Annotated in this window: 29 protein-coding genes; 10 read left to right on the forward strand and 19 right to left on the reverse strand. The window is 42.0% G+C overall.

Annotation, left to right across the window (positions count from 1 at the left end; all coding sequences use genetic code 11):
• Position 1 precedes the first annotated feature (1 nt).
• The 6 genes from V7D18_RS07190 (at position 2) to V7D18_RS07215 (ending at position 4,299) form a co-directional block, all read left to right on the forward strand.
• Positions 2–832 carry a hypothetical protein gene (locus V7D18_RS07190; protein ID WP_426152871.1) on the forward strand — a complete coding sequence of 277 codons (831 nt, stop codon included), beginning with the start codon at positions 2–4 and terminating at the stop codon, positions 830–832.
• On the forward strand, positions 822–1,682 hold the full coding sequence (locus tag V7D18_RS07195; RefSeq protein WP_426152873.1) for an ABC-2 family transporter protein: 861 nt from the start codon (positions 822–824) through the stop codon (positions 1,680–1,682). Before V7D18_RS07190 ends, V7D18_RS07195 begins: the two co-directional genes overlap by 11 nt.
• A complete protein-coding gene (locus V7D18_RS07200; RefSeq protein WP_426152875.1) occupies positions 1,636–2,646 on the forward strand; it encodes an ABC transporter ATP-binding protein in 1,011 nt (336 codons plus the stop codon). The genes V7D18_RS07195 and V7D18_RS07200 overlap by 47 nt, the downstream gene beginning before the upstream one ends.
• A 68-nt stretch (positions 2,647–2,714) precedes the next feature.
• Entirely contained in the window at positions 2,715–3,119 is a 405-nt protein-coding gene (locus tag V7D18_RS07205) for a bacteriohemerythrin (RefSeq protein ID WP_426152877.1), read from the forward strand.
• A gap of 169 nt (positions 3,120–3,288) precedes the next feature.
• On the forward strand, positions 3,289–3,708 hold the full coding sequence (locus V7D18_RS07210; protein WP_288827384.1) for an HIT family protein: 420 nt from the start codon (positions 3,289–3,291) through the stop codon (positions 3,706–3,708).
• Between the two features lie 39 nt (positions 3,709–3,747).
• Complete coding sequence (locus V7D18_RS07215) at positions 3,748–4,299, forward strand: TIGR01440 family protein (RefSeq protein WP_117420105.1); 552 nt, start codon at positions 3,748–3,750, stop codon at positions 4,297–4,299.
• 55 nt (positions 4,300–4,354) lie between these two features.
• Here the strand turns inward: V7D18_RS07215 and V7D18_RS07220 are convergent, their stop codons facing one another.
• The gene (locus tag V7D18_RS07220) at positions 4,355–6,028 is read right to left on the reverse strand and encodes a peptide ABC transporter substrate-binding protein (RefSeq protein WP_426152879.1); all 1,674 of its coding nucleotides are present in this window, start codon (positions 6,026–6,028) and stop codon (positions 4,355–4,357) included.
• 208 nt (positions 6,029–6,236) lie between these two features.
• A complete protein-coding gene (locus tag V7D18_RS07225; RefSeq protein WP_426152881.1) occupies positions 6,237–7,967 on the reverse strand; it encodes an oleate hydratase in 1,731 nt (576 codons plus the stop codon).
• 208 nt (positions 7,968–8,175) lie between these two features.
• Here V7D18_RS07225 and V7D18_RS07230 point away from each other — a divergent pair, with 208 nt between their 5' ends.
• The gene (locus V7D18_RS07230) at positions 8,176–8,409 is read left to right on the forward strand and encodes a hypothetical protein (RefSeq protein WP_426152883.1); all 234 of its coding nucleotides are present in this window, start codon (positions 8,176–8,178) and stop codon (positions 8,407–8,409) included.
• Here the strand turns inward: V7D18_RS07230 and V7D18_RS07235 are convergent.
• The 3 genes from V7D18_RS07235 to V7D18_RS07245 form a co-directional block, all read right to left on the reverse strand.
• Positions 8,406–8,969, reverse strand: coding sequence for a TetR/AcrR family transcriptional regulator C-terminal domain-containing protein (locus tag V7D18_RS07235; RefSeq protein ID WP_426152885.1), 564 nt, complete (start codon positions 8,967–8,969; stop codon positions 8,406–8,408). The two genes, V7D18_RS07230 and V7D18_RS07235, sit on opposite strands and share 4 nt — an antisense overlap.
• A gap of 16 nt (positions 8,970–8,985) precedes the next feature.
• The gene (gene rsmA / locus V7D18_RS07240) at positions 8,986–9,858 is read right to left on the reverse strand and encodes a 16S rRNA (adenine(1518)-N(6)/adenine(1519)-N(6))-dimethyltransferase RsmA (protein WP_426152887.1); all 873 of its coding nucleotides are present in this window, start codon (positions 9,856–9,858) and stop codon (positions 8,986–8,988) included.
• Between the two features lie 115 nt (positions 9,859–9,973).
• The gene (locus tag V7D18_RS07245) at positions 9,974–11,158 is read right to left on the reverse strand and encodes an MBL fold metallo-hydrolase (protein WP_426152889.1); all 1,185 of its coding nucleotides are present in this window, start codon (positions 11,156–11,158) and stop codon (positions 9,974–9,976) included.
• Between the two features lie 199 nt (positions 11,159–11,357).
• Between V7D18_RS07245 and V7D18_RS07250 the strand changes: the two genes are divergently transcribed.
• Entirely contained in the window at positions 11,358–11,945 is a 588-nt protein-coding gene (locus tag V7D18_RS07250) for a TetR/AcrR family transcriptional regulator (RefSeq protein WP_426152891.1), read from the forward strand.
• Positions 11,946–11,954: 9 nt separating this feature from the next.
• Here V7D18_RS07250 and V7D18_RS07255 read toward each other — a convergent pair whose 3' ends face one another.
• From V7D18_RS07255 to metG, 3 genes are all read right to left on the reverse strand, one after another.
• Positions 11,955–12,722, reverse strand: a complete 768-nt coding sequence (locus V7D18_RS07255) for a TatD family hydrolase (protein ID WP_426152893.1) — start codon at positions 12,720–12,722, stop codon at positions 11,955–11,957.
• Positions 12,723–12,744: 22 nt separating this feature from the next.
• Positions 12,745–13,500 carry a TraX family protein gene (locus V7D18_RS07260; protein WP_426152895.1) on the reverse strand — a complete coding sequence of 252 codons (756 nt, stop codon included), beginning with the start codon at positions 13,498–13,500 and terminating at the stop codon, positions 12,745–12,747.
• An 82-nt stretch (positions 13,501–13,582) separates the two neighbouring features.
• Positions 13,583–15,559, reverse strand: coding sequence for a methionine--tRNA ligase (metG, locus tag V7D18_RS07265; protein ID WP_426152897.1), 1,977 nt, complete (start codon positions 15,557–15,559; stop codon positions 13,583–13,585).
• A gap of 518 nt (positions 15,560–16,077) precedes the next feature.
• Here metG and V7D18_RS07270 point away from each other — a divergent pair.
• Entirely contained in the window at positions 16,078–17,895 is a 1,818-nt protein-coding gene (locus V7D18_RS07270; RefSeq protein WP_426152899.1) for a DUF885 domain-containing protein, read from the forward strand.
• A 55-nt stretch (positions 17,896–17,950) separates the two neighbouring features.
• Here the strand turns inward: V7D18_RS07270 and V7D18_RS07275 are convergent, their stop codons facing one another.
• The 4 genes from V7D18_RS07275 to V7D18_RS07290 form a co-directional block, all read right to left on the reverse strand.
• A complete protein-coding gene (locus V7D18_RS07275) occupies positions 17,951–18,478 on the reverse strand; it encodes a GerMN domain-containing protein (protein ID WP_426152901.1) in 528 nt (175 codons plus the stop codon).
• Positions 18,479–18,505: 27 nt separating this feature from the next.
• A complete protein-coding gene (locus V7D18_RS07280) occupies positions 18,506–18,955 on the reverse strand; it encodes a MarR family winged helix-turn-helix transcriptional regulator (protein WP_426152903.1) in 450 nt (149 codons plus the stop codon).
• A 106-nt stretch (positions 18,956–19,061) separates the two neighbouring features.
• The gene (locus V7D18_RS07285; protein WP_426152905.1) at positions 19,062–19,589 is read right to left on the reverse strand and encodes a nucleoside recognition domain-containing protein; all 528 of its coding nucleotides are present in this window, start codon (positions 19,587–19,589) and stop codon (positions 19,062–19,064) included.
• Between the two features lie 32 nt (positions 19,590–19,621).
• Positions 19,622–19,954 (reverse strand): hypothetical protein, encoded by a 333-nt coding sequence (locus tag V7D18_RS07290; RefSeq protein ID WP_426152907.1) that lies wholly within the window; start codon positions 19,952–19,954, stop codon positions 19,622–19,624.
• A 112-nt stretch (positions 19,955–20,066) separates the two neighbouring features.
• On the opposite strand from V7D18_RS07290, the gene V7D18_RS07295 reads away from it, so the two are divergent.
• Entirely contained in the window at positions 20,067–21,137 is a 1,071-nt protein-coding gene (locus tag V7D18_RS07295) for an undecaprenyldiphospho-muramoylpentapeptide beta-N-acetylglucosaminyltransferase (RefSeq protein WP_426152909.1), read from the forward strand.
• Here V7D18_RS07295 and V7D18_RS07300 read toward each other — a convergent pair.
• Genes V7D18_RS07300 through V7D18_RS07330 form a run of 7 tightly spaced genes read right to left on the reverse strand, consistent with a single transcriptional unit; the run spans position 21,134 to position 25,890 of the window.
• Positions 21,134–21,679 (reverse strand): RNA polymerase sigma factor, encoded by a 546-nt coding sequence (locus tag V7D18_RS07300; protein WP_426152911.1) that lies wholly within the window; start codon positions 21,677–21,679, stop codon positions 21,134–21,136. The two genes, V7D18_RS07295 and V7D18_RS07300, sit on opposite strands and share 4 nt — an antisense overlap.
• A gap of 17 nt (positions 21,680–21,696) precedes the next feature.
• Entirely contained in the window at positions 21,697–22,113 is a 417-nt protein-coding gene (locus V7D18_RS07305; RefSeq protein ID WP_426152913.1) for an HIT family protein, read from the reverse strand.
• Between the two features lie 37 nt (positions 22,114–22,150).
• A complete protein-coding gene (locus V7D18_RS07310) occupies positions 22,151–22,756 on the reverse strand; it encodes a rhomboid family intramembrane serine protease (RefSeq protein WP_426152915.1) in 606 nt (201 codons plus the stop codon).
• A gap of 52 nt (positions 22,757–22,808) precedes the next feature.
• Positions 22,809–24,134, reverse strand: a complete 1,326-nt coding sequence (locus tag V7D18_RS07315) for a DUF6382 domain-containing protein (protein ID WP_426152917.1) — start codon at positions 24,132–24,134, stop codon at positions 22,809–22,811.
• A gap of 1 nt (position 24,135) precedes the next feature.
• Positions 24,136–24,525: a hypothetical protein gene (locus tag V7D18_RS07320; protein WP_426152919.1), complete on the reverse strand. Its 390-nt coding sequence runs from the start codon at positions 24,523–24,525 to the stop codon at positions 24,136–24,138.
• Positions 24,522–24,956 carry a prepilin peptidase gene (locus tag V7D18_RS07325; protein WP_426152921.1) on the reverse strand — a complete coding sequence of 145 codons (435 nt, stop codon included), beginning with the start codon at positions 24,954–24,956 and terminating at the stop codon, positions 24,522–24,524. The genes V7D18_RS07320 and V7D18_RS07325 overlap by 4 nt, the downstream gene beginning before the upstream one ends.
• A 10-nt stretch (positions 24,957–24,966) precedes the next feature.
• Positions 24,967–25,890, reverse strand: a complete 924-nt coding sequence (locus tag V7D18_RS07330) for a hypothetical protein (protein WP_426152923.1) — start codon at positions 25,888–25,890, stop codon at positions 24,967–24,969.
• Positions 25,891–25,896 lie beyond the last annotated feature (6 nt).

Here is a 25,896-nt window from a genome sequence, read left to right on the forward strand (position 1 = left end):
TATGAAACAGGTAAAAACGTTTCTGTCCGGCTGCGGCTTTCTCTCAAAAGCCGTATGCTCCACAATATTAATCTGCTCGAAACAAATCTTTGACGGAGGTTTTCTCTGCATAGCCGGAGGCTACTTTGTTCAGATTGTCCAGTTTGTTCTGCTCACATTTATCTGGAAGGCTCTGGAGAAAACCAATGCTCTGCCGTCAAACGTTTCTTTGGGTCAGCTGATGACCTATACTCTGATGTCTACTGTATTACATCAGGAATTAAATATTATTTCCCCGGCCACCTCGTCCTTATGGGAGGGGTCTGTGATCGGGCGTTTTCTAAGGCCTGTATCTATTGAAGCCAGCTTTATATCCGAAACGATCGGCAGATTCTGGATTCCCAACTTTTTATTTCTGGGCATTCCATTATTGCTTTTTGCGCCGGTTCTGTCTGTCAGCCCATTGCCGGCTTCTCTAAGTCTTGGGTTCCTTTCCCTCATAAGCCTGGTACTGGCAGTTACTATTGGATTTGCGGTAGATTTACTTTTCGCTTCACTGGCCATGAATCTTAAAAACGGCTGCTTTGCAGCTCTTGCTGTCAGGGAGGCTGTTTATTCCCTGCTTTCCGGAGAAATGATCCCCTTTTCCTTATTTCCAGAGAAGCTTGGAACGCTGTTTTCCCTGCTGCCTTTGGGTTCCGTTGCCCATGGGCCTTTAACCATCTACACGGGTACTGCCATTTTTCCCACCAAGGTTCTGGCACTCCAGCTTTTCTGGGCTGTCGTTTTATGGATTCTGGCTATATATGTATTTGAAAAAAGCAAAGAAAGGATGATCTCTTTTGGCGGATAAATTTAAAACACTATTCAGGCTTTACAGGCAATACGCAAAAATGGATTTATTATGGTTTCTCAGGGATACCCGCTATTTTTTTATTCAGCTGGTTTCTGATATTGTAAGCGGTGGCTGCACCATTGCAGGTGTATGCCTGTTATCTGCTAATTTTAAAAACTTTTCCGGAATGAACCAAAACGAAATTTTGTTTATGATGGGCTACTCTCTCTTCATTGACGGAATCTATATGGTATTTTTTATCGGTAATAATACCGGCATGGTCAGCAGGATTATCGGACGGGGACAGCTTGATCACATTATGATCCAGCCGGTCCCCATATGGGCAGAGCTTCTAGCACAGGGTTTTTCCCCTGTTTCCGGTTCTCCTATGCTGATTTTCGGAATAGCGCTTACTTATTATGGCGCTGCCAGGGCTGTAATGCCCATAAATGTTTTTATGATTTTGCTGTTTCTATTTTACAGTACATGCTCCATTGTGATCGTGTTGTCATTTATTTACCTGCTCTCCTGCTCGGCGTTCTATGCTCCGGCTGCTGCAGAAGAGATAGCTTGCGTGGGAAAGGATTTGTTTTCTACCATCAAAACCTACCCCCTGGGAAATATGAGAGGCTTTCAAAAGCACATCTTTTTGTCAATTATACCGGTAGGCCTTTGTGCGTGGTTTCCTTCCACACTTTTAATAAAGGCCGGGAAATACGGAACAGGAGCGGTTTTCGTTCCCGAAGCACTTTATCTGCCTGCGGCAGCTGCAATATTTCTGATTATAGCAATTGTAACGTTCAAGAAAGGAATGAAACATTATGAAACCTACGGTTCTCCAAGATACTCCGGCTTTGGCCATCGATAATATTACAAAAGAATACTGCCAGTGGCAGCGAAGCGGCAATGCCCGCGATATCATTAAAAATCTGATCCATCCGGAAAAACGGGTGGTAACAGCTCTTGACCGGGTATCTCTTCAGGTAAAAAAGGGCGAATTCGTTGCTTACGCAGGCGCCAACGGCGCCGGCAAAAGCACCACAATAAAGATTCTTTCCGGAATCCTCATGCCTACAGAGGGAACTGTTTCTGTCCTTGGACTTAATCCTGCCAAAGACCGGATTAAACTCATGCGCCATATTGGAGTCCTTTTCGGCCAGCGTACAGAACTGTGGTGGGACCATCCGGTAATATCCAGTTTTGAATGGAAGAAACAGGTATGGAACATACCGGATTCCACCTTCCGCAAAAACCTTGAGATGGTTACGGAACTTTTAGACCTCTCGGACATTTTAAAAACTTTTGCCAGGGAATTAAGTCTGGGGCAGAGAATGCGGGCGGATATTGCCATGCTTCTTCTGCACAGTCCGGAGCTGATTTTTCTTGATGAACCCACACTTGGTCTTGATGTTCTTGCAAAACAGCAGATGATCCGGTTTTTAAAGAAGATAAACCTGGAGAGCAAAACCACAGTGGTCGTTACCAGCCATGATATGGACGATCTGGAGGAAATGGCCCAGAGAATTGTTCTTATTAACAAGGGAAGGATCGCATTTGACGGTAACTTTGATGAACTTCGAAATGTGATGGGAGGATTTTACAGGATTGTGCTTACCACCGCATCAAAGGAGGCACCTCTCTCTCTGCCCGGAATGAAACTTCTAAAAACAGACAGCGGAATTCACGAGTACGAATTTGACCGGAATATACTGGGAATTCATAAGGTTATGGCGCTGCTTTCCGACTATCCCCAGATCCTTGATGTGGAGATTAAAAAGGCCCCTATCGAGGATGTCGTGGCAAATTTATATTTGAGCTGGCGCGAAAATTAACGGTTGGTTTTTTCGAATTATTAGTGTAGAATATAGTTACATAATTTTAAAACGAAAGAGGTGTACTTATGGCATACGCATTTACTAAAGATCTGGAGACCGGCAACCAGTTAATTGATTCCGAACACCGTCAGCTCATTGATGCAATCAACAATTTACTAACTGCATGTTCCACCGGCAAAGGCCGTGCAGAGCTGGCTAATACAACTAAATTTTTACAGGATTATACTGCCAAGCATTTTGGGGACGAGGAGAAACTTCAGCTTCAGAGCCAGTATCCGGATTATACAAATCACAAACGTTACCATGAAGAATTTAAGAAGGTAGTTGCAGGAATTTGTCAGAAGCTTGATAAAGATGGACCTACCGTTGCACTTGTCGGCGAAGTAAACAGCGCTATTGCAGGCTGGCTGATCAACCATATCAAAAAAGAGGATGTCAAAGTGGCAACCCATATTAAAAGCAGATCCTGACACTAATAAACCTTACAACCAAGCAGTTTCTTACCAGAGTCCTGGCAGGAAGCTGCTTTTTTATTATGCGGCACAAAATAATTGCTGTGCTCTCTTTTCATTCTGTCTGTATTTTGATAAAATAGATTCAGAAATGAAAAACAAATTACTGGAAAGAAGGTACATGATTATGAAAGACCCAAACTGCGCATATTGTATGAAAGGAGACTTAGTTGCCAAATTCGGTTATCCTGTCTGCGAGATGGAAACAGGCTTTTTATATTTATTTAAGGAACAGAGCAAAAAAGGCAGAGTTATTCTGGCATATAAAGATCATGTCAGCGAGATGATTGATATCAGTGACGAGGAGAGAGATGCATTTTTTGCTGAAGTTTCCAAAGTATCCAGAGCTATTCACAAAGTTTTTAATCCGGACAAGGTAAATTATGGCGCTTATGGAGATACCGGCTGTCATCTGCACATGCACATTGTTCCGAAATACAATGGAGGAGATGAGTGGGGCGGTACATTTGCCATGAATCCGGATAAGGTATATTTAACAGATGATGAATATGAGAAAATGGCGGAAGCCATTCGTGCGGCTTTATAATCAGTAAGATAATCGTACAGGGAAGGAAGGTGCCGGAGAATGTTGGATGAAATCAGAAAACAGGCAGGCAAAGCTGCAAAAGAGCTTTTGGAAGCATCACATTTGAAGGAAAAGGACTTAGTGGTCATCGGCTGTTCTTCCAGTGAGATATCCGATCACAGAATCGGTTCCCATTCCAGTGCAGAGATTGGCCAGGCAGTATTTTCCGCAATCTATGAAGTGTTTCATAAACAGGGAATTTATGTGGCTGCCCAGTGCTGTGAGCACTTAAACAGGGCACTTATTTTAGAAAGGGAAGCGGCAGAATTCTATCATTATGAACCCGTCAATGTAGTTCCCCAGCTAAAGGCCGGGGGCTCCTTCTCTCTTGCCGCCTATCATGGTTTTGAACATCCGGTAGCAGTTGAATCCATTAAGGCTCATGCAGGAATTGATATTGGAGATACACTGATTGGAATGCATTTAAAAGCTGTGGCAGTTCCCGTGCGTATAAAAACCCAGTATATCGGTTCTGCCCATGTGGTTGCAGCCCGTACCAGACCGAAATACATCGGCGGTATCCGCGCCTTCTATGATGATACCATAGAATAATAAAAAACCTGCTGTCAGGCGGTAATTGCCGCGTACAGCAGGTTTTTTTATTACTCTATTCCATGGTTGCGTACATAAAGTACCAATAGCCGTAAGGAGAATGCCATGTTCCTTTTACCTCAGGTTTCTGCAGATAAAAATCACTGGAATATACGAGAGGAGATACCGCAGCATCTTCCATCATGATCTTTTCTGCCTGATGAAGCTTATTATAATGCTCTGCTTTATCAGCTGTGCTTCTGGCCTCAGTCAAAAGTTTATCTACTTCCGCACTGGAATACTTTCCGTCATTGTTTCCGCTCTCTGTTGAAAGCAGATTCAACATGTTGGATGGATCATCGTAATCATATACCCAGCCTCCGCGGCAGATTTCAAAATCACCGGCACGGCGGGTAGGCGTGAATGTGGACCACTCCACAATCTTAATATCCATTCTGATTCCAAGCTCGCTCCAGGCATTCTGCAAGTATTCTGCTATTGGTTTATTATAGCCGGCATCATTAGTCATGTATTCGATGACAGGGAATCCTTCACCATTTGGATATCCTGCCTCAGCAAGCAGTGCTTTTGCCTTTTCCAGATCTGCTTCATAATTATCTACGCTGAAGTAATCTCCGCCATTATTTGTACGGCTTACCTCTTCAAAAGAAGAACCTTCCGTTTCGTCAGAGATTCCAGGTCCTACAAAATTAGCTGCTGGAAGTGCAGTTCCCATCATAAGGGTATCGGCTATGTAACTGCGATCAACCGCAAGACTTAATGCACGGCGGACTTTCGCATTGGTAAATGGTTCCTTCTGGGTATTGAAAATTGTATAGGATGTTGCCATTCGTGGTTCTAAATGGAATTCAGGTGAATCCTTAAGGCTTGGAATCTCATCAGTTGGAACATCACGGATCATCTGAACCTCACCTGTCTGATATGCGCTGTATGCAGCATTGGAATCTTCCATAAGAACAAACTTTAATGTATTTAAAGTAACCTTATCTGCATTCCAGTAATTTTCATTCTTAGCAAATGTGATATGAGATCCGGGTACCCACTCAATCATCTTTAACGGACCATTAGAAATATATGTTTCAGGTGTAAGGGACCACTGGTCACCTTTCGCTTCGACTACATCTTTCTTTACAGGGGCCATACTTGCATGAGTAATAATCTTGTCAAAGTATACACAAGGACCAGAAAGCTCAACTACAAAGGTTTTTGCATCAGGTGCAGAAACTGCCAGGGCATCAATATTTCCTGCTGCTGCTTCATCATAGCCCTTGATCATGGAAAGCATATCCGCTGCATATGGTGCTGCAGTCGCAGGATCAGCCATACGTTTCCAGGAGTACACAAAGTCCTCAGCAGTAAAATCGGAACCATCACTCCATTTCAAACCGTCTCTTAAATGAAATGTGTAGGTGAGTCCGTCATCACTGACATCATAGGATTCTGCCTGTCCGGGAACAATATTGTTCTTCTCATCAAATGTCAGAAGTGTCTCAAACGCATGCAAAATCATATTGGATGCATCAATTGCCGAGTTGAGAGCTGGATCAATGGTTTCCGGATCCGGTCCTATTTCTACTGCCAGGTCAAGACCCCCTGTTGAGGTATTGGCCGCTGCCTCTGTCTTCTCAGTGCCGCTCTGCGTTGTGCCTGACTTTCCGGTACCTCCGCATGCACTTAAAACCAGGCCAGAGACAAGAACAGCTGCTAATACGAGTGCTGTTTTTTTCATAATACTTCCCTCCGTATCTATGTTCGTTCTATCGTCCGTCCTTCAAGGACAGTACGGGTTATAGCATACCACAAAAGAACCAATCATGCAATCAGGTTTTTCGCTTTAAACTCTTGTGTTGTAAGGCGATAGCGCGATAACGCGTCAAAGGGCCAGACGATTTGCATTCCTCATTCGTCTGGCTCACAAAGACATTCTATATATTTTTTTAACGATAGGAAGTGTGCAGTGCCTTCAGTAATACTTTGGGATTTTTTACATATGGAGTAACGGGGCAGATCTTTTTGTCTATCCCCATCAGAGTATAAACGGCAATTCTTGCAGCACGTACCGAATACTCTTCAGTAAAGACCATATCCTCCGGTATTTCAACAAACTGACTGACCATGGCAAAGTTCGTGGAACCCTCGGGAACCACCTCCGGCCGGTCAACCATCTTCCTCGGCTGGAACTGCGCATCGACATAAGGCATCATGCAGGGGATTACATTAATTATATCTGCCATAATCTCTTCTTTTCGGTTTTCCATATGAAGGTGGCAGAGAAGTTCTGTAAGAAGTTCCTCTCCCGTACAATCTTTCATCGGTTTTTTTATATAATCACCTAATTTATCTGTATATAGACCATATCCCCAGAATATGGTCTGATCCATGGGCTGATTGACAAAATGAGGCTGAGCTGCAACAACAATGCTCATAAGCCAGCTGGAATCCTTAAAAGTCATTAAAGCTCCGCTGCCAGGAACATTGCCGGAATAGTCCTCTATAAGCTTTAGCAGCCGGTTTCCTTTGCTGGTCACGGTAAAGCTCTCCCAGTTTGTCTCACTGGCATCTCCAAAAAATGGATATGGATTTCCAAGTCCCTGCTTTTTAGCTGCCACTTTACTCCATAATTCTCCGGAGATCGGCCTTAAAGAAGGAGCCGGTGCGGGGGTATGGAGATCTCCTAAAGTAGCACTGTCTGTCATGCATGCATTTGTCATAATGCAGATGTCGCCATCATCAAGCTCCAGGACACGTGTGACTCCATGGTCAGTTAAGTGGAGAACCTTTGCGGTGATCTGATCCCCCTCCGCAAAATCGATGTCTGTTACAGTGCAGTTTTCTGCAAATATGACTCCTTCTTTTCTTAAGTAAGCTTCGAGTGGGCGAATCACACTGTCGTACTGATTAAGGGGCGTTCTTGTAACACCCTCCAAGGTATCTATACGGGAAAATTCCAGTATCATTCTGCGCATATAACGGCGGAACTCAAATAAGCTGCTCCATTTCTGAAAAGCAAAGGTGGTCTGCCACATATACCAGAAATTCGTTGCGAAAAAGTGGGGCATGTCTGCAAACCATTCTTCAATGGTCATATCATCAAGCTTATCCTCAGGTGTGTTCATCAGTCTTAAAAGAGCCATCCGCTCTTTCTGGTTAAATCCCATGCTCTTCACATCAAGTATCGTTCCGTCTTTATCAATTAATCGTGCTTTGGCTGATGTTGGGTGGGCATGGTCAAAATCCAGAATCTCTTCCGTCACGCTTTTTCCCTGTTTGCTAAGAGAGGGAATGGAGCGAAACAGCTCCCAGAAGTTCTCGTAGGTCTCTTCATTAAGCATACGCCCGCCCCTGCAGACAAACCCCTTTTCTGACGTGCCGATACCGTCATTGCTTCCTCCGAATATTGGCATACCTTCAAAAATGGTAATCTGATTTCCAGGCATTTTGCAATCCCGGATCAAATAAGCTGCTCCTGCAAGACTTCCAAGCCCGCCTCCCACAAAATAAGCCTTTCCTTCTGGTATCACCGGATTTTTCCCGTCATCAGTCTGCTTTACCTTCTTTAGATCCCCGTTCCGTTTATAAAGCGTCCTGGCGGCCACTCCCGCTGCTGTAGCTGCTAATCCCAGTGCAAGTAATTTAATCATGTTGCTTTTTTCCATTTTCTTCTTCATAATCCACGCTCCAATCTCATTTTAAATCAGCTGATAAGCTTATATTATCATACTACATTTTTTCCGTCACCATACATGCTTTTATACCTGTATAAAAAAACGACACCCAGAATATGGTGTCGAAAAACCAGACAATTTTTCTATATTGTCTATCGTAATTTTTATTATATTCTTTTACAATAAAAATAATGAATAAGGAGGACAATCCATGTCGGGTACATTACACAAACATATACGGGAAAGCGTTTTAAGAACCGCACTTCTTCATCAGCTGAAAAATGGTCAGAAGGCTCCGGAACGGACCGCCCGCAACTTAAGCGAACTGCTGCTGAAGTTCAGCCCTGCATCGAGTGAACTTTTTACTTACGATGAGCTTCTCATTATGATAAAACGTTGTTCCATAGAGGAATGCCTGAATCTGATTATACAGAAACTGGCTTAAAGCTCCGCCTGGCTGCGAATGTAACCGATCCGTTCTGTGGCTCTGGCGAGGCTTTTTAACCGATCGGATACCTCTTTCGGCTCCATCTTCATTCCTTCTTTCACCCATTCCATGATTACCCCGCAAAGACCGTAGGCATAAAATCCCGCATCGAAATCCCGTTCTTCATACGTCAGTCTGCCCTTCTCATCCAGAACCTCAATTGCTTCCGAAAACAAAGCTTTTGTCATTTCATACAGATAACTCTCAAATGTATGCTCTTGTTCTTTTATTGTGTTCATATAGAAAACTTTTTCCCGCCTCATATTATTTAAAAGCTCATATATTTTTTCACTCCAGTTTTCAAGACTGATATCATCTGCGATCGCAGCAAAATTTTCATTATAATAAATCCAGCTTAACAGCTCATACTTGTCCTGATAGTGATAATAAAAGGTCTGCCGGTTCAGACCACATACTGCAGTAATATCTGATATGGATATCTTATCAAATGGTTTCTCTTTGCATATCTGCTTCAATGCTTCTGCAATCGCACGTTTTGTAATAAGCGAATCCGACATAAGCCCTCCTGTTATACTATTCTTTCATGTCTGTAAAAAAATTGGCAATTGCCGCAAACTGCTCTAAATTAAGTGCCTCTCCTCTCACTGAAGGGGAAAGACCCAGGCTTTCAATGGCATCTGCGATCTGTTCTTTGGTATAAGGTACCTCAGGAGAATTATTTAAACCGTTTTGAAGTGTTTTTCTTCTCTGGTTAAACGAGGCCCGGATCAGCCGGAACATCAACCCCGGATCCTTCACATTGACCGGGGGATTTTTATGCCGGGTCAGGCGGATTACAGCAGATCCAACATTAGGCCGGGGCATGAAGCAGTTAGGGGGAACATTGGCCACAATATAAGGTTTTGCATAATACTGAACAGCCAGAGACAGGGCTCCGTAATCCTTAGATCCAGGGCCTACCTGCATGCGGTCTGCTACCTCCTTTTGTACCATGACAGTAATGTTGTCAATGGGTACATTTCCCTCAAAAAGTCCCATGATGATAGGAGTCGTAATGTAATAAGGAAGATTCGCTACTACCTTAATGGGACGGCCTCCGTTATACTGTTGTGCAATCTGATTAATATCAACCTTAAGGATATCATCATGAATTATGGTAACATTATCATAATCCTCAAGAGTCTCATTCAGAATGGGAATCAGCTTTGAATCAATCTCCACCGCTACTACCTGCCCGGCATTTTCTGCAAGATACTGAGTCATGGTTCCGATTCCAGGTCCGATTTCCAGAACGCAGTCATCCTTTGTCACTCCCGCGGCCGCAATAATTTTATCCAGTACATGGGTATCTATTAAAAAGTTCTGCCCGAACTTTTTCTGAAAGGCAAATTCATATTTCTGTATGATTTCAATGGTTTTTTGGGGATTTCCTAATTTATTCTGCATATAACCTCTTTTTCCGCATATTTTTAAATTTATGGTATCTTATTATATGTAAAAAGTCAATAATTTAAAAATTGGATCGGGGTTACGCATACTCGCTGTTATGACAATATTCTGATCAGCCAACAGGGGCAATCACGATCTTTCCGTCTGCTTCAATCGGAACGGCGCCCGCATCTCTCAGAACAACTGCAACAGCGGCATCCAGTCGTGATGGAAGCTCCGGCCATTTCAAGGAAGCCTTGAATTTTATGTACTTGTTATCGGATTTGAGTAATTCTTTTACGATTTCGCCGATGGTTGCCCGGCCAATCCGGCGATGTGCTGCAAGTATCTCTTTTTTCATTTCTTTATAATAAGTGCAGAAGAAGTCAAAAAAAGCTTCGCTGTCAGCACTGGTACCAGTATACATCTCCAGCTCATATTTATTGATCAGTGTTTCATTTGCCTTAAGTATTTTGTTCATGTCATGAGATCTGTGGGCATCCATGGCATAGACAATATAGCCCTCTCGCGCCATGATCCTGTATTTATTAGTGATGTCTATCAGTCTGTCCAGGGAACTGTACAAAAATGGCGGATTAATCTCAATCGTAGTATCCCCGCTGAAAATAATTTTATATTTAGGATCGTAGATGCAGATATGTCCCCGGGAATGAGATCCGTCAAAGGATATGAAAAACCGTCCCAGTTCCCATCCGCTAAGAGTCACGCTGCCGTATTGTCTGTTATTTCTTGAACCGGGTCTTAAAATAGTTGCCTCATCCACCATGTGATTATCGTCATGACCTACAGTTTCCTCCACGATCTGCTGCATTACATTCCGGGTGAGCCTGTGAGATCTTTTTTCAGTCATTTCAAACAACGGATTTCCCGGAAATTCCGTGGCGAGCACATCTTCCCATTTTTCAAGTTCCGCGAAATCATTCATTATATCGGTTATCATACTTCTTGTAGTTCCGATTTCTTCTTCAGGAAGATAGAATTTCCAGGGAAGTCCGGTCTCCTTCACAACGTCACTATTTGCTGCATGATCAAAATGCCCCTGTGTTACCAGCATGACGACCTCATTTACGCCCCTTTTTTCATACATATCAACCAGGTCCAGTATTTTTTTCTTGTAATACGGAAGCGTACCCGGGTCTATGATGTACACCTTATCTTCGTCTCTTAATACATAGGTAGTGGACGACGGCGCGCTGCCCCAGAAATTGCCGCTTAAAAAGCCCTCGATTCTCCAAACGTCGGGCAGCACTTCCTGTACGAGAGCGTCAGCTTTTTCTCCATTTTTTGATTTTACCATAATGAATTCCTCCTGAGTTATTATAATATTTATGAAATATATTTATATTTATATTTCATAAATTTGTCTTCATTATAGATTCCTGCTATTGAATAATCAATAGTTATAATATATAATAATTAATAAATTTCATATTTTATTTTTATGGAATATTTTATGTCTTAACATAATTTGTATTTTTACTACTTAGGAGATTGATATGAACGGATTTGAAAAAAGACGGCAGGAAAAAAAAGAAGCCATAATGTTTGCAGCAAAAGAGCTGTTTAAACTATATGGCTACAATAAAGTCAGTATCGCGGAAATTGCAAAAAAGGCATCTGTTTCACAGGTATCCATTTACAATTTCTTTGAAAGCAAAGAAAATCTTAAAAATCAATTGCTGAAAACACTTTGGGAAGATTATTACCAGACAATCATGTCCATTCTTAACAGTACCGATACTATAGAGAAAAAAATTGAGAGCTTCTTCTATACAGTGGCTGTCTATTCGAAAAATTATTCTATAAATTTTATTGCAGAGTCCTTACGCAGCCAATTGGAACTGGAAGAAAACACAACAGAAATGCAGCTGGGAAAAATTAAGCAGGCAGTGGCTTCTCTTATTGAGCAGGGAAAACAGGAGGGTGTTATCAAAGATACAATTACGACAACTGCCATGATGAATTTAATAGATATGTTTCGATTCTATATGATTCACAATCCTTTGGCAGGTCTGAATTATGATCAAAACCCGCAACTTCTGGATGAACTGATATCTCTGCTTTTGACTGCACTTCTGGTTTAGTCTGAAAAATTATACCAGCGCATAAAGCCTTTTAGCATTTCTGCATGTAATCTCCATTATCGTTTCTTCCGGAATTCCCTTGATCATGCTGATTTCCCGCACCACAAAAGGCAGGTTTAAAGAAGTATTGCGTTTTCCACGGTTGGGTACTGGAGCCAGATAAGGACAGTCGGTTTCCAGTACCAGCTGTTCCAAAGGCATATACTCCACCACTTCTTTGAGTTTTCTTGCATTCTTAAAGGTAAGCACACCTCCAATTCCCAGATAGAAGCCCATGTTCAAATATTCTCTTGCCAACTCTTTCCCATAGGAGAAACAATGAATTACACCACCAATATCCTCAGCCTTCTCTGCCTTCATGATATCCAGAGTGTCCTTTGCTGCGTCTCGGCTGTGAATAATAACCGGAAGTTTTACCTCCCTCGCCAGATTAAGCTGCTTAATAAACCAGGTCTTTTGTGTGTCATGATCTGGTTCTTCCCAGTAATAATCGAGTCCGATCTCTCCAATAGCTACAATCTTTTTTCTCTTGGAGTTTTCTTTGAGCCAGTTTAATTTATCCTCATCAAGCTCTGCAGTCTCATTAGGGTGGACACCGATAGCCCCATAAACATGTGGATATTTTTCCGTCAGCTCCAGAGTGTTTTTCGATGTTTTTATACTGGCTCCCACATTAGTAACCGCTTCTATACCATGAGACTGCAGGCTGCCAAGCAGGTCTTCTCTGTCCTCATCAAATGCCTCATCATCGTAATGGGCGTGCGTATCAAAAATCATAAATATCTCCTTTAAGCGTTTGTCATGCTGTTATCATCAGCCTCAGAATATAAAGCAGGATTAGATGAAAAGGGTAAAACCAGTAAAAAAGATATTTAAAATTCTTCTCCCCTTTTTTCCCGTTATACATGTGTATGGGCAGGAGAGCAAGTGCCCCCGCTCCGAGGCAGCTTACGCTTATTAACGCCGCCGTAATTCCTGAAAATACAGTCTGAAGCTTTTTATTATTCCGAAATACGTATATGGTCAGAATCAGTACAATTCCATATATGTTATAATCCGATTTCAGCAGTATGGATACCCCGCAACCCACTCCTATTGCCAAAAACTGCCTGAGTGGATCACCCATGGCCTTCTGGTACCAGACCAGCACCCACAGACCAATTAAAAGGGTAAAGAACACATTCTGATATCCGGGGTGAAACCAGCTGTTAAAAACCGCCAGATCAAAAGGGATCTCTGAGATTAAAGCGAAAGCAAACAGCCTGATTCCATACTTTTTAATATCTCTGGTATGAAGAAACCCTTCTACCAGTAAATAGCAGAAAATAGGAAAAGCAATTCTCCCTATGGTTCGAAGAACAAAATCAATGGCACTCCACCTAGCCCCTGCCGGCGTAGCCAGTATTGTCTGCATCAATAAAGGATTCTGATATTTTAATATCCCGTTTTCAATCACAACCGCACCAATATGGTCAATCAGCATGGTTATGACCGCAATCATCTTTAAGGTATTCCCGGAAATTCCTTTTCTATGGGAAGCGGCAGATTCTGTCATGGAGTCCTCCTTTTAAATGACAAGACCGGATTATTAAAATCCGGCCTTGTATATCTTTTTCTGTCCTTAAGACAGTTTTTTATCAGCAGATCTCTGCTCCGGATGGCATTGTCTTTTCCGGAACCATAAGAGATAAATTGCCCTGTGCATCTTCCGCGCATAAAAGCATGCCTTCAGACAAAACTCCGGCCAGTTTCGCTGGTTTTAAGTTTACCACAACCATAACCTTTTTTCCAACCATTTCTTCCGGTGAGTAATGGGCTTTAATTCCGCTCACAATCTGTTTTACCTGGCTGCCTATTTTTACTTGCGAACATAAAAGCTTTTTTGACTTGGCTACCGCTTCACAGGCAATTATTTCACCCACCTGAAACTGCAGTTTTCCAAAATCCTCATACTCAATTTCCGGTTTTGCTTCTATATCGATTCCGTCATCTGCCTGAGCTTCCTTCTCCTCTTTGCCGCTTTCTGCTGCTGTATGCATAGCTTCCACCTTCTCCATCACTTCTTTTATATCCATGCGGGCGAATAATATCTCCGGCTTATCCGTCACCTTGTTTCCAGATGGGTATAAACCAAATTCATTCATCTGGGACAGCTCTCTTTTTGATGTGTTAAGCTGGGCAAGGATCTTTTCTGAGGTTTGGGGCATAAAAGAGGCAAGAAGAGAAGCTCCAATGGTAATGGCTTCTGTCAGGTTATAAAGAACCGTTTCCAGGCGGGCTTTTGAAGCCTCATCCTTTGCAAGAGTCCACGGTGCTGTCTCATCAATATATTTATTGCTTCTTCTGAAGATATTAAAAATTGAAGTAATTGCATCTGCAACCCGGAGTTTCTCCATCTTCTCGCTGACCTTCTTCACTTCATCAAGCACAACTGCCTTTAAATCCTCATCAAATGCATCTGTCGTACCTCCGTCTCTTACCACACCTTCAAAATATTTATTGGACATGGAAATAGTACGGTTCACAAGATTGCCAAGAATATTGGCAAGATCAGAATTCATGCGCTCAACCATAAGCTCCCAGGAAATGATTCCATCATTGTCAAAAGGCATCTCGTGAAGCACAAAATAACGGACTGCATCCACTCCGAAGAAATCCACCAGTGTATCAGCGTATAGAACGTTACCCTTGGATTTACTCATCTTTCCATCGCCCTGCAGCAGCCATGGATGGCCAAATACCTGTTTCGGAAGGGGCACATTAAGTGCCATTAAGAAAATAGGCCAGTAAATGGTATGGAAACGGATAATATCCTTACCAATCAGATGAAGGTCTGCAGGCCAGAGCTTTGAAAACTGGTCACTGTTTTTTCCATCGCAGTCATAACCGATTCCTGTAATATAATTTGTCAGTGCATCCAGCCATACATAAGTAACATGCCTTGGATCAAATGTCACCGGGATTCCCCATGTAAAAGTAGTTCTTGACACGCATAAATCCTGAAGCCCTGGGAGAAGAAAGTTGTTCATCATCTCATTCTTTCTTGATACCGGCTGTATAAAATCAGGATTTTCATTAATATGCCGGATCAGTCGGTCGGCATACTTGCTCATACGGAAGAAATAAGCTTCTTCCTTCGCCGGTTTTACTTCCCGACCGCAATCCGGACATTTTCCGTCTACCAGCTGGGACTCCGTAAAGAAAGACTCACATGGGGTACAGTATAAGCCTTCATAATATCCTTTATAGATATCTCCCTGGTCATAGAGCTTTTTAAAGATTTTCTGAACCTGTTCTTCATGCTCCGGATCAGTCGTACGGATAAATTTGTCATAAGAGGTATTCATCAGATCCCAGATTGTTTTGATCTGACCTGCTGCCTGATCCACGAATTCCTTAGGAGTTATGCCTGCTGCTGCCGCTTTTTCCTCAATCTTCTGTCCGTGCTCATCAGTTCCTGTCTGAAAGAACACATCATATCCTTCTTCTCTTTTAAACCGTGCTATAGCATCAGCCAGGACTGCCTCATAGGTGTTGCCGATATGAGGTTTACCGGATGCATATGCAATGGCTGTGGTAATGTAATATGGCTTTTTGTTCGAATCTTTACACATAATCTTTTCCTCCAGAAATATAATGAGATGCAGGGTGATTCATTTCCCAACAAAGAAAAACCCGTCTTAAAAAATCCTCATAGGAAATTTAAAGACGGGGCACTATCCCGTGATACCACTTTAATTTATCCATGCCTTACAGCACAGACCTCACCGGCTGCGTTCTAATCAAAAGCTTTTCAGAATAGAGCTTATGGTATATAATAACAGTCTGACACGATAACGGGTGTGACCGTCGAAATTTAAAGGCTCAGAAAGCCAATTCAACTTCGCTGCTCCAAGGCCATGTTGGGAAATACGCCCAGGCTTCCTTTTCAGCTACCGGAATTCTCTGTACATGAGGCGGGTTTCTTACTCTTCTTTTCTCAGCATTTTCAAATGAATCAATTGTCAGTAACCCTAGTGTAATAGTTTCATACCCGTTTGTCAAGCAGGTAAGTTTCAGGATCTGACCTTTTGTCATTACTTTTTTCTTATATACATATAAATAATATTAGTGAATTGCGGAGGATCTTAATATGAAAAACATTATTATCAGGCAGGGACGCCGTATCCTTTCCATTGTCTTGGCGGCTTTTCTGTTTTGTGCCTGTACACCGCCTCCAAGACAGACAGGAACTCCTTCTGATGCTCTATATGAAAAATACCATGCAGAAGATTTATCCATGCAGAAATCATTTGATCAGTTTACTGCCGATTTATTCCGGGATGAAATCAGCGATTCCGGTATCAGCTTTCATTTCAGCATTGCCGATCCCGCTACCAGAGGAATTGATACGGTCCCTTTAACTCTTGGTGATTTCTCTCTGGATAAGATGAAGCAGGGTACTAAGGACCTTCAGGAGGTAAAGAAAAAGCTGGAAGGGTTTAACCCCCGCAAGCTGACTGCTGATCAAAGACTTACATACCAGATTCTGTATTCCTACACCGATACCGAATTAACTTCTGATGGAATGGAACTCTACGCCCAGCCGCTGACCACCACAATTGGAATTCAGGCCCAGCTTCCTGTCCTCTTTGCAGAGTATTCGTTCTACAACAAAGCGGATGTAGACCACTATCTCTCACTGCTTTCCACCATTGACGAGTATTACGGACAAATTCTGGAATTTGAGAAGCAGAAATCTGCTGCAGGACTGTTTATGTCAGACGCTGCTGCCGATCATGTTCTGAAGTCCTGTGAGGCTTATTTAATACAACCGGATCACAGCTTTCTTGCTGAAACCTTCAATACAAGGATTGATGCCCTGACGGATTTAACTGACGAGGAAAAAGCCGAATATAAAAAGCAAAATTTAAAAATACTGGAAGAACATTTTATTCCTGCCTATAAAAACTTAATAAGCGGAATTACGGCTCTTATGGGGACCGGAACCAATGATAAAGGTCTATCCTGGTTTCCTGATGGAAAAAAATACTTTGAATATCTGGTTCATTCCAATACCGGAACCTCCTATGACTCAGTCAAAAGTTTAAAAAAAGCAATTGAAAGGCAGATGACTTCTGATATCAGGGCATTGGGACAAATCACTAAGGATCATCCTGAAGTGATTGACTCTCTGGACCACTACTCTTTCAAGTATACAAAACCAGAAGAAATCCTGGAATCCCTGAAGTCCCAGATTACCACAGATTTTCCGGAACTTCCGCCCTGCAGCTACACAGTCAAGTATGTGCCCGATGCTTTGGAATCATCCTTAAGCCCGGCATTTTACCTTGTTCCCCCTTTGGACCGGTACCAGGATAATGTTATTTACATTAACAATAACCCTCGTTTTAAAAACGAAGACCTCTTTACAACCCTGGCTCATGAAGGCTACCCGGGACATTTATATCAGAATGTATATTTCCTGAGCAAAAAGCCAAATGATTTAAGAAGCATACTATCTTTTTCCAGCTATTCCGAAGGATGGGCTACCTATGTGGAATATTATTCCTATACATTAGACAACGGACTGGATCCGGAGCTGGGAAAGCTGCTGGCACATAATACAGCAGTGACACTGGGAATCTACGCATACCTTGATATCTGCATCAATTATGAAGGCTGGGATAAGGAAGCGACCGCTAAATATCTGGGAACCTTCTATAACGTGGAAAATACAGATATCACAGATTCCATATTTAACAGTCTGGTTGAAAATCCAACCAATTATATGGAGTATTATGTAGGATATCTCGAGATTATGGAAATGCGAAACACTGCAGAGAGAATCTTAAAGGATGACTTCAACTTAAAGGATTTTCACACCTTTCTTCTTGATGTGGGGCCTGCACCCTTTTCTGTAATCCAGCCGGCTTTCCGCAACTGGCTGGCTAAACAGCTAAGAAGTTAAACTGGAATAAAAAAAGAGGCAGAAGCCGTAAAATTCATGGCTTTTGCCTCATTTTTTATTTAATTTCTTTATAATTCTTTACATATTCCAGATAATCGTTGTCGCCCTGTTTGACCGAACCGCTGGAATAATTTTTACCGTTTACCAGAAGTTTTAATTTATCCAGTTCAAAGTTTTCAATAAAGGTGTTGCCTATAGCAGCAATCGTAAGTTTGTCATCACCCTGGGGCACTGCAGACAAATCCAGGGTACCAATTCCATCAGCAGATTCATATTTCAAAACCTTGGTACCTTCCTCTAATACGCCGTACTCAATGAGTTTGCTCACTATTGCTTCGGCAGTCAGCTTATCCACTGCATCCATAGCCTGATTTAAACCGGTTTTATTATCATTCTTACTGTATACAGATATAATCTCCATAGGCTCTGCATTGGGGTCAGGGACTTTATCGCTGGCGCCTCCTGTTGATGCCATAACCTGAGGATCAGGCGGTGTTGTTTCCATCTTCGGCTGTGTTGGTGTACAGGCCGCAAGGGATACCATCAGCATTGCGCTCATTAAATACAAGATAATTTTTTTCATAAATGCGTATTGCCTCCTTTAATTCTGTTAAAGGCTCCGAAACCATCTATTCAGTTTGGTCAGAGCTTTGATTAAAACTTCTACCTCATCCTCACTTAACCCTTCTATCACTCCGGCTATCATCTCCCGATGAAATGTGGCATGATGGTCATAGGCTTGTTTTCCTTTATCTGAAAGAGAAATATAAACAACACGCCGGTCCTCTTCTCCCCTTTGGCGGGTAACATAACCTTTTTTAACAAGACTGTTCATGGCTATAGTCAATGTCCCCACCGTGACGGACAATTCCCTTGCTATCGCGGACATATTCTTAGGTTCTCCGACTCCGATCGCCTCAATTACATGCATATCATTATTGGTGATATTATTAAATTCCTGTGTAATGATAGCCTGCTGTTCGATATCCATTATATCCCGAAACAGCCTTACCAGTACTTCGTTAAGAGTTCCGTAAGTATCCACGTTTATCCCCTTCAAATCTATATGACAATAAAAGCTTCTTCGTAATTATACATGATTATGTATTTGAAGACAACCACCTGAATTCTTATGAAATTCTTAAATCAAAATGATTAATTTCCTTTTATACCAAAATCCGGCTCAAAAATACGCTGGCTGCTATTCCGGCTGCAGTGGCAGTCAATGCCCCCGCAAGAGTGTATCTTGTTTTTCTTATTTTTACAGTACCAAAATAAACACTGAGACAGTAAAACAGTGTCTCCGTGCAGCTCATAAGAACAGAAGTCATAAATCCAATATAAGTGTCTGTGCCATATTTTTTAAAAATATCCAAAACCAATCCAATGGCCGCTGAATTCGAAACCAGCCGAACTAAAATAACCGGCACGACCGGTGCCGGAAGATATAAATAAGAAGCCGGTTTTGTAAGCAGTTTTGCCAGAAAATCCAAAAAACCAGAAGCTCTAAGAACTCCTACCGCCGTCATAAGACCAATCAGTGTAGGCATAATGCCCGCAACGGTTTTCATACCATCTTTCGCACCGTCTAAAAAATCATCAAATACCGGACGCTTTGACAAAAAGCCAAATCCGACAATATAAAAAATGATCAGCGGAACCGCAGCTTCAGAGAGAAATAATAAAAATCCCATAGTTTTACTCACTATCCGTTAATTATTATAATCTATTCCGGCTGTTTCCTTTTCATACTATGGAATAATTTCAAAATTTTTCTTCGAATGATTAAGGCAGACTTTTGTAAGCAGCAAATGACTGAATTCCAGTAATACAGTATTCTCAGCTGCTTTCTCACAACGGTTTTTGATCCCCTTTTATTTAATTCAGTCATGATCTTCTGGAATTCATCCGGCGGAGGAGCAGGCGCAGCCGGTGTTAATTCCGGATGTTTCTGCATATAATCAAGCAAATGGGCTTCCAGTTTTTCTCTTGAATTTTGATTAGTATTTAACAAATGAAAGATGGAATACTTATTTATAGAATCTTTCTTCTGCTCCACATCTATACCTCTTAATTGCTGGTTATCCTCTGGTTCCCATACGCTTTGGGGTTGACTTTTTACCACTAACGTTTACTATAATAGTATATCGAATTTGGGAGGCAGCTTTTCTATGAAAAAAATAATTTTAACTGGCGGCGGTACTGCTGGTCATGTTACCCCGAACCTTGCTTTGATTCCTACTTTAAAAGAAAAAAATTATGAGATTCGTTACATCGGTTCGTATCAGGGAATTGAACGAAAGTTGATTGAGAATGCACAAATCCCATACAGTGGAATCTCAACAGGTAAATTCCGAAGATATTTTGACGTTAAAAACTTTACTGATCCTTTTCGTGTAATAAAGGGATTTGGAGAGGCGTTGAAACTCATTAAACGCTACAAACCTGATATGGTATTTTCCAAAGGAGGGTTTGTGGCCGTCCCAGTGGTACTGGCAGCGAAGCACTTAAAGATTCCGGTAATCATTCACGAATCAGATATGACTCCCGGCCTCGCCAACCGCATCTGCATTCCTGCTGCAACCCGTGTTTGTTGTAATTTTCCGGAAACTCTAAGCTATCTTCCTAAAAACAAGGCAGTACTGACTGGATCTCCTATTCGGAAAGAACTGTTAGAAGGAGACCGTATGACCGGATTAAATTATGCAAAGCTAAACGAAAATAAGCCTGTCATCCTGATCATCGGCGGCAGCCTGGGTTCTGTTACGGTTAACAACGCCATAAGGGGCATCCTGCCAAAACTCTTAAATAATTACCAGGTAATACATATCTGCGGAAAGGGCAATCTGGATGAAAGCCTTGCGGGTGTCCGTGGATATGTACAATACGAATATGTAGATGCCCCGTTGAAACATCTTTTTGCTGCTGCCGATTTGATGATTTCCAGAGCTGGTGCCAACTCTATCTGTGAAATACTGGCACTTAGAAAACTTAATATTCTGATCCCGCTTTCAGCCGCCGCCAGCAGAGGTGATCAGATTTTAAATGCCCGTTCCTTCTCAAAACAGGGATTCAGTTATCTTCTGGAAGAAGAAAACTTAAATGGCAGCACCTTACTTCAGGCCATAACAGATACATTTGCAAACCGTCAGAATTATCTTTCAAAAATGGAAAGCAGCGAACTCCATGATGCAGTAGATACCATCATTGAAATGATCGAGAACCTGATTTCCAAAAATTAATCCAAATTATAATTGGGACCGAGTATATTCTTTAAACAGACTCTTGTCCGATAGATCCGGGAACGGCAGACCGTTCCCGGAATTTCAAGCCTTTCACAGATTTCCGGAATCGTCAGCTGTTCCAGGAAATACAGTACGGCCATCTCCTTCCACTCATCTCTCATATTGGAAATTTCACTGGTGATTTTTAAAACAGACTCTTCCCCAAGAACAACATCCAGCGGATCGGTAACCACATACCTGGCAAGTAATGCCATCTCATTGGATGCATCCTCTTCATCAAGGCTCACTTTTTCGTAATGACCATTTTTTCGAAGAGAGTCTATGCACTTTCGTTTTAATATCTTAATCAGCATGCTTTTTTTCCGCGTATCTGTCCAGGTTAATGAATAATTTTCAAAGTAAGAGATAAATGTCTCCTGTACCACATCATCAAGTTCCAGATCCGGTACATTGAGTGTTTTTGCAATTCGGCGCAGCAGTCCCTGATATTTACCATATATGGACTGCAGCAGCAGATTTTCATCTTCATGTATGCTCATATCATATGCCCCTCTGATTACAGGGCGCTCCTGATGGCGGCTCCTGTCTGTGCTAGATCTTCCGGACTTGCTTTACCCGGCATCCATGAAACCATAACAGGACCTTCTTCATAACGGGGAATCAAATGCACGTGAAAATGAAAAACCGTCTGGCCTGCCTCTTTTCCATTATTCTGCACTACATTGAACCCGGAGCATCCCAGCGCCTTTTTCATGGCGACTCCTATTTTTGCTGCTAATGGAAGGACCTTTGCTGCCGTTTCTTCATCCAGATCACAGATATCTCTGTAATGCTGCTTCGGAAGAATCAGGGCATGCCCTTTGGAAGCCGGTCCTAAATCCAAAATTACACGAAACGTATCATCCTCATAAATTGTCTCCGAAGGAACCCCTCCATTTGCAATTTTGCAGAAAATGCAGTCATCTTCTCTCACACGCTCACCTCCTTCCAGCGTCATACCCCTATATTTATTATATGCTGCGGCTTCTGGGTCTTCGGTATAAAATAGCTCCCATGATAACACCTGTAATCAAACCTGCCACATGGGCAGCATTATCAACACCTGTGCTGGTAAAACCAAAATACAGGGAACATAGAATTACCACCACCAGCTGGCGGGTACTTAAATCTTCCAGCTGACCGCGATTAACTGCCACGGCATATAAAAGACCGCCGATCACACCGAAAATCGCACCGGATGCCCCTGCGGATACCACACTTCGGTATCCGGACAGATTCACAATCATGGATACAACATTCGCTCCTACACCGCAGATTAAATAAAAGACCAGATATTTAATATGACCAAGTGCACGTTCCAGATTATCTCCCAGAATAAATAAAATAAGCATGTTGTTCATAATATGATTGATACCAAAATGCATAAATGCAGAAGTAATCAGTCTGTAATATTCTCTTCTTTCAATTACCAGCGGCGCATACATGGCTCCTTGGGAAACCATAAACTGGGTATTCTCGGTAGATCCATTCATCTCCAGGTATAGAAAATAAATGACATTTAACGCAATGAGACCAATATTTACATAGGCCTTCTTACGTCTGCTAAATTCATCCATGGAAGCGCTCCTTCTGAATTATAATATGCTTATTTTATCATAAACTGACAGATTATGTAAATATAAACGCAAAATTTGCGATAAAAATTTCATCTCCCAGGTTTAATAAAACAGTTTCATTTGTTTCCAGAAGCCGTCCATTGACATATGTACCATTGGTGGAGTTCAAATCACTGATACAGTAATCACTCCCAGCCTTTTCTATTTTCGCATGAATCCTGCTGATTGTGTCCCCGTCAATTACATAATCCACCAGCCCCTCCTGCTTTCCAATGAGAAAGGGCGTATATGTAATTGCTATATCCTGATTACCCGGACCAGCCGACTTTAGAATACGTACTTCTATGTCTTTTTGATTATTGGTTAGAAGTACCGTCTGTATAAGTTCTCCGTCTGCAGATTTTAACGGAGTCTGGGGTTCCTCCTCACTCTCATAAAATGCAGTCTTCCATTCCTCCTGCTCCTCCTCATAATCGGAGTAACTCTTTACGTTGTCTTCCACGAGATGCTTTAATTCATTTTTGCTGCCTGATTTGATTATTCCATACAAAAAAGACAATATTCCTGCTGCCAGCACTATGTACCAGTATTTTTTAATTCCTCTTAAACCAAATATACTCCAAAACACGACCGCAGCCACAGATATGACCGCAGATGATATCATTAATGGCCTCCATGAAACAAATCTGGAAGCTTTTATTTGCGCAGTCTGAGTAAATTCCTGAATAACCTGTATATCGTCTCTCTCTGCATCCGTAAACCCTGATTGAGACTCACCGGCCTCCGTAAGATCCTGGCGGTTTCTTTCTTCCCTCTCCTGTCCTGCCGCCGGCCTGGTATTATGACTGCCGACCAGCTCTGTAAGAGTGTCAATACTATAATTATCCTTTAGGCTTTCCTGATATAGAGCATAAGCCATTACCACGCATTCTTTATCCTGGTGATTTACTTTCCCCAGAAGATAATGTAACAGTTCGGTCATCTCTTCCGAAAATTTTCTGTCTCTTCCCGGTACCAGACAGAGTGAAACAAAAAAATGGTCAGGTTCCAGATAGATAAACTCCGGCTGCAGTAGTATCTGATCCTCTTTCAGCAGATAGACAGGAATGCGGTTAAGAATCTGGGCAATCCCGGCAATGAGGCCCTTAAGTTCTTCTTTATTTAAGCTGTGGAATTCTAAAATCCGGTTTAAGGGCTGCTTAGAGGTGATTTCATAATAAAAATATCTACGTGAATCAATCTGTTTTAAATGAAATTTCAACAGACCATTAATGTGATTTTCTTTAAGCATATTAATCTCATATCCCTCTGTCCAAGATTTGTCCTGCTCTATAATCAAATAATTATGCTTCATTTCCCGCCTGTATGTAACATTCATCTCACTCCTCCTGACTAATCAGCGTAAGCTTTCTTAGAAAGTTCTCGGGATCAAATACCCGCTGTTCCAGCTGAAGTCTCCATTTGCCGCCCATTCCTGTTCCTTTAATCTGTCTTCCTGTAAGTGAATTCCCAGACATATTTAATTCAAATCGGTATTCCTTCCATGAGAAAGGAACGCCGGCTCTGTGAATTGCCCAGTCTGAGGCGTCTTCAGGGGATTCCGTCTCATTGTGCCTCAGTCTTTGCACGGATTCTGCAAGTGCCATAGACCCCGCCACCTCGTCTCTTAAGCGATAAGCGGACTGAATCGATATCATGAGAGCGAATAAAATGACAGCCATAACAAAAGCGGCCTCTACGGTATAGCTTCCGTTTAAGCGCCTGTTCATCTTATCACCATAATAAGCCAGACCGGAACCAGAAACGGGATAAACGGAATTTTTTCTTTTCCTACATCAACTCCATTAACACGATTTATGAGAAAAAACAGGCTGCAGAAAATACCGCATAGGCTTAATCCATAAACCAATAGCTTTAAGTTAAATAAAACAGGAAAAAACAGCCCGCTTATGATAAAGAAACAGCCATCTCCAGTGCCCACAGATTGGTTAGTCAATCTGCTTACCACCAGTAAAGCAAGACCAACCAGACAGCCAGTTAAGCGGCTGATCAGATCTTCTCTCTGTAATAAACACAGAATAATTCCTGCCGCACCGGCGCTTATAAAGAGTTGGATACTGATACTTTTTCTGCGTCCATCCTCCCAGGCTGCTGCCAGAAGAAATATTCCAAAAAATATACGATTCATTTGTTCTGCCATCTTTTCCCCCTTACTGAGAACAATAGGAACAGGCACCTAAGTGAGCCACTTCCGATAATGGTACAAGCCTTACATATGCGGTGATAGCCGTACAGTCTTTATTACTATGATATTTCTCACCTGACGGCATTATATAGACCGCACTTCCTTCTTCTGCCAGACCGGCGCATCTGCTGCAGGGCTTATATTTTCCTCCGTTTATATTGCGCATACTCTCAATAGCCTTTTTATTAACTGCTTTCATATGATTGTATAAATAGTGGCAGGTCCTTTTTTTATGATACCTGGTACTGTCTCTTCCCACGTAAACCATTTCCTCTGAGTGATCAGATTCCTCATTATTAAGCAATGTATTTCCAATCCATGCTCTTCGGCAGCATCTGGCTGTCATATTAATACGTTTCAGTCCCAGCACGGTAAATGGCATACGTATACGATAATCCATAATTAAATCAATGGTTTCGTTATCTTTTAAAATGGAAGAACGGGTAAAAGATACAGAATCGAGGTATTCACAGACATCATACCTGCCCATTTTCATTCTTACATAAAGAAGAATTCCCTGTTCTGTCATTCCATTCAGGAAGCCGTCGGGCAGTTCATTTACCCCTGCAGCATTAAGATCTTCTCCTTTCTCCAGCTCTTTTAAAACAGAAACATACTGGCTTAACTCTTCCCCTGTAATCTCAAGGGCCGTCTGCACCTTTCTCCCATCATTTAATAGTTTCATGGGCATCATCAGAATTATTACTGCGAACAGAAAAAGAGGAAGTGCCATCGCTGCTTCTATGGTCAGACTCGCGGAGCCCGCCTTTAAGGAGGTGGATGACAATACCCTTTTTGCAGAGATCTTTCTTCTTATCAAGGGGATTTGTACCTGGAGAGTAACCTTTGCTTTACGGATGATTTTAATAAACTCTCTGAAAAAGGGCATGATCAT

Source organism: Lacrimispora sp. 38-1, assembly GCF_049890855.1.
Classification (GTDB): Bacteria; Bacillota; Clostridia; order Lachnospirales; family Lachnospiraceae; genus Lacrimispora.

What these genes read in the sequence shown, in the direction of transcription:
- V7D18_RS07190 (WP_426152871.1), top strand. Translation starts at nt 2, where the DNA reads ATGAAACAGGTAAAAACGTTTCTGTCCGGCTGCGGCTTTCTCTCAAAA.
- V7D18_RS07200 (WP_426152875.1), top strand. Translation starts at nt 1,636, where the DNA reads ATGAAACCTACGGTTCTCCAAGATACTCCGGCTTTGGCCATCGATAAT.
- V7D18_RS07205 (WP_426152877.1), top strand. Translation starts at nt 2,715, where the DNA reads ATGGCATACGCATTTACTAAAGATCTGGAGACCGGCAACCAGTTAATT.
- V7D18_RS07210 (WP_288827384.1), top strand. Translation starts at nt 3,289, where the DNA reads ATGAAAGACCCAAACTGCGCATATTGTATGAAAGGAGACTTAGTTGCC.
- V7D18_RS07215 (WP_117420105.1), top strand. Translation starts at nt 3,748, where the DNA reads ATGTTGGATGAAATCAGAAAACAGGCAGGCAAAGCTGCAAAAGAGCTT.
- V7D18_RS07220 (WP_426152879.1), bottom strand. Translation starts at nt 6,028, where the DNA reads ATGAAAAAAACAGCACTCGTATTAGCAGCTGTTCTTGTCTCTGGCCTG.
- V7D18_RS07225 (WP_426152881.1), bottom strand. Translation starts at nt 7,967, where the DNA reads ATGAAGAAGAAAATGGAAAAAAGCAACATGATTAAATTACTTGCACTG.
- V7D18_RS07230 (WP_426152883.1), top strand. Translation starts at nt 8,176, where the DNA reads ATGTCGGGTACATTACACAAACATATACGGGAAAGCGTTTTAAGAACC.
- V7D18_RS07235 (WP_426152885.1), bottom strand. Translation starts at nt 8,969, where the DNA reads ATGTCGGATTCGCTTATTACAAAACGTGCGATTGCAGAAGCATTGAAG.
- rsmA (WP_426152887.1), bottom strand. Translation starts at nt 9,858, where the DNA reads ATGCAGAATAAATTAGGAAATCCCCAAAAAACCATTGAAATCATACAG.
- V7D18_RS07245 (WP_426152889.1), bottom strand. Translation starts at nt 11,158, where the DNA reads ATGGTAAAATCAAAAAATGGAGAAAAAGCTGACGCTCTCGTACAGGAA.
- V7D18_RS07250 (WP_426152891.1), top strand. Translation starts at nt 11,358, where the DNA reads ATGAACGGATTTGAAAAAAGACGGCAGGAAAAAAAAGAAGCCATAATG.
- V7D18_RS07255 (WP_426152893.1), bottom strand. Translation starts at nt 12,722, where the DNA reads ATGATTTTTGATACGCACGCCCATTACGATGATGAGGCATTTGATGAG.
- V7D18_RS07260 (WP_426152895.1), bottom strand. Translation starts at nt 13,500, where the DNA reads ATGACAGAATCTGCCGCTTCCCATAGAAAAGGAATTTCCGGGAATACC.
- metG (WP_426152897.1), bottom strand. Translation starts at nt 15,559, where the DNA reads ATGTGTAAAGATTCGAACAAAAAGCCATATTACATTACCACAGCCATT.
- V7D18_RS07270 (WP_426152899.1), top strand. Translation starts at nt 16,078, where the DNA reads ATGAAAAACATTATTATCAGGCAGGGACGCCGTATCCTTTCCATTGTC.
- V7D18_RS07275 (WP_426152901.1), bottom strand. Translation starts at nt 18,478, where the DNA reads ATGAAAAAAATTATCTTGTATTTAATGAGCGCAATGCTGATGGTATCC.
- V7D18_RS07285 (WP_426152905.1), bottom strand. Translation starts at nt 19,589, where the DNA reads ATGGGATTTTTATTATTTCTCTCTGAAGCTGCGGTTCCGCTGATCATT.
- V7D18_RS07295 (WP_426152909.1), top strand. Translation starts at nt 20,067, where the DNA reads ATGAAAAAAATAATTTTAACTGGCGGCGGTACTGCTGGTCATGTTACC.
- V7D18_RS07300 (WP_426152911.1), bottom strand. Translation starts at nt 21,679, where the DNA reads ATGAGCATACATGAAGATGAAAATCTGCTGCTGCAGTCCATATATGGT.
- V7D18_RS07310 (WP_426152915.1), bottom strand. Translation starts at nt 22,756, where the DNA reads ATGGATGAATTTAGCAGACGTAAGAAGGCCTATGTAAATATTGGTCTC.
- V7D18_RS07315 (WP_426152917.1), bottom strand. Translation starts at nt 24,134, where the DNA reads ATGAATGTTACATACAGGCGGGAAATGAAGCATAATTATTTGATTATA.
- V7D18_RS07320 (WP_426152919.1), bottom strand. Translation starts at nt 24,525, where the DNA reads ATGAACAGGCGCTTAAACGGAAGCTATACCGTAGAGGCCGCTTTTGTT.
- V7D18_RS07325 (WP_426152921.1), bottom strand. Translation starts at nt 24,956, where the DNA reads ATGGCAGAACAAATGAATCGTATATTTTTTGGAATATTTCTTCTGGCA.
- V7D18_RS07330 (WP_426152923.1), bottom strand. Translation starts at nt 25,890, where the DNA reads ATGCCCTTTTTCAGAGAGTTTATTAAAATCATCCGTAAAGCAAAGGTT.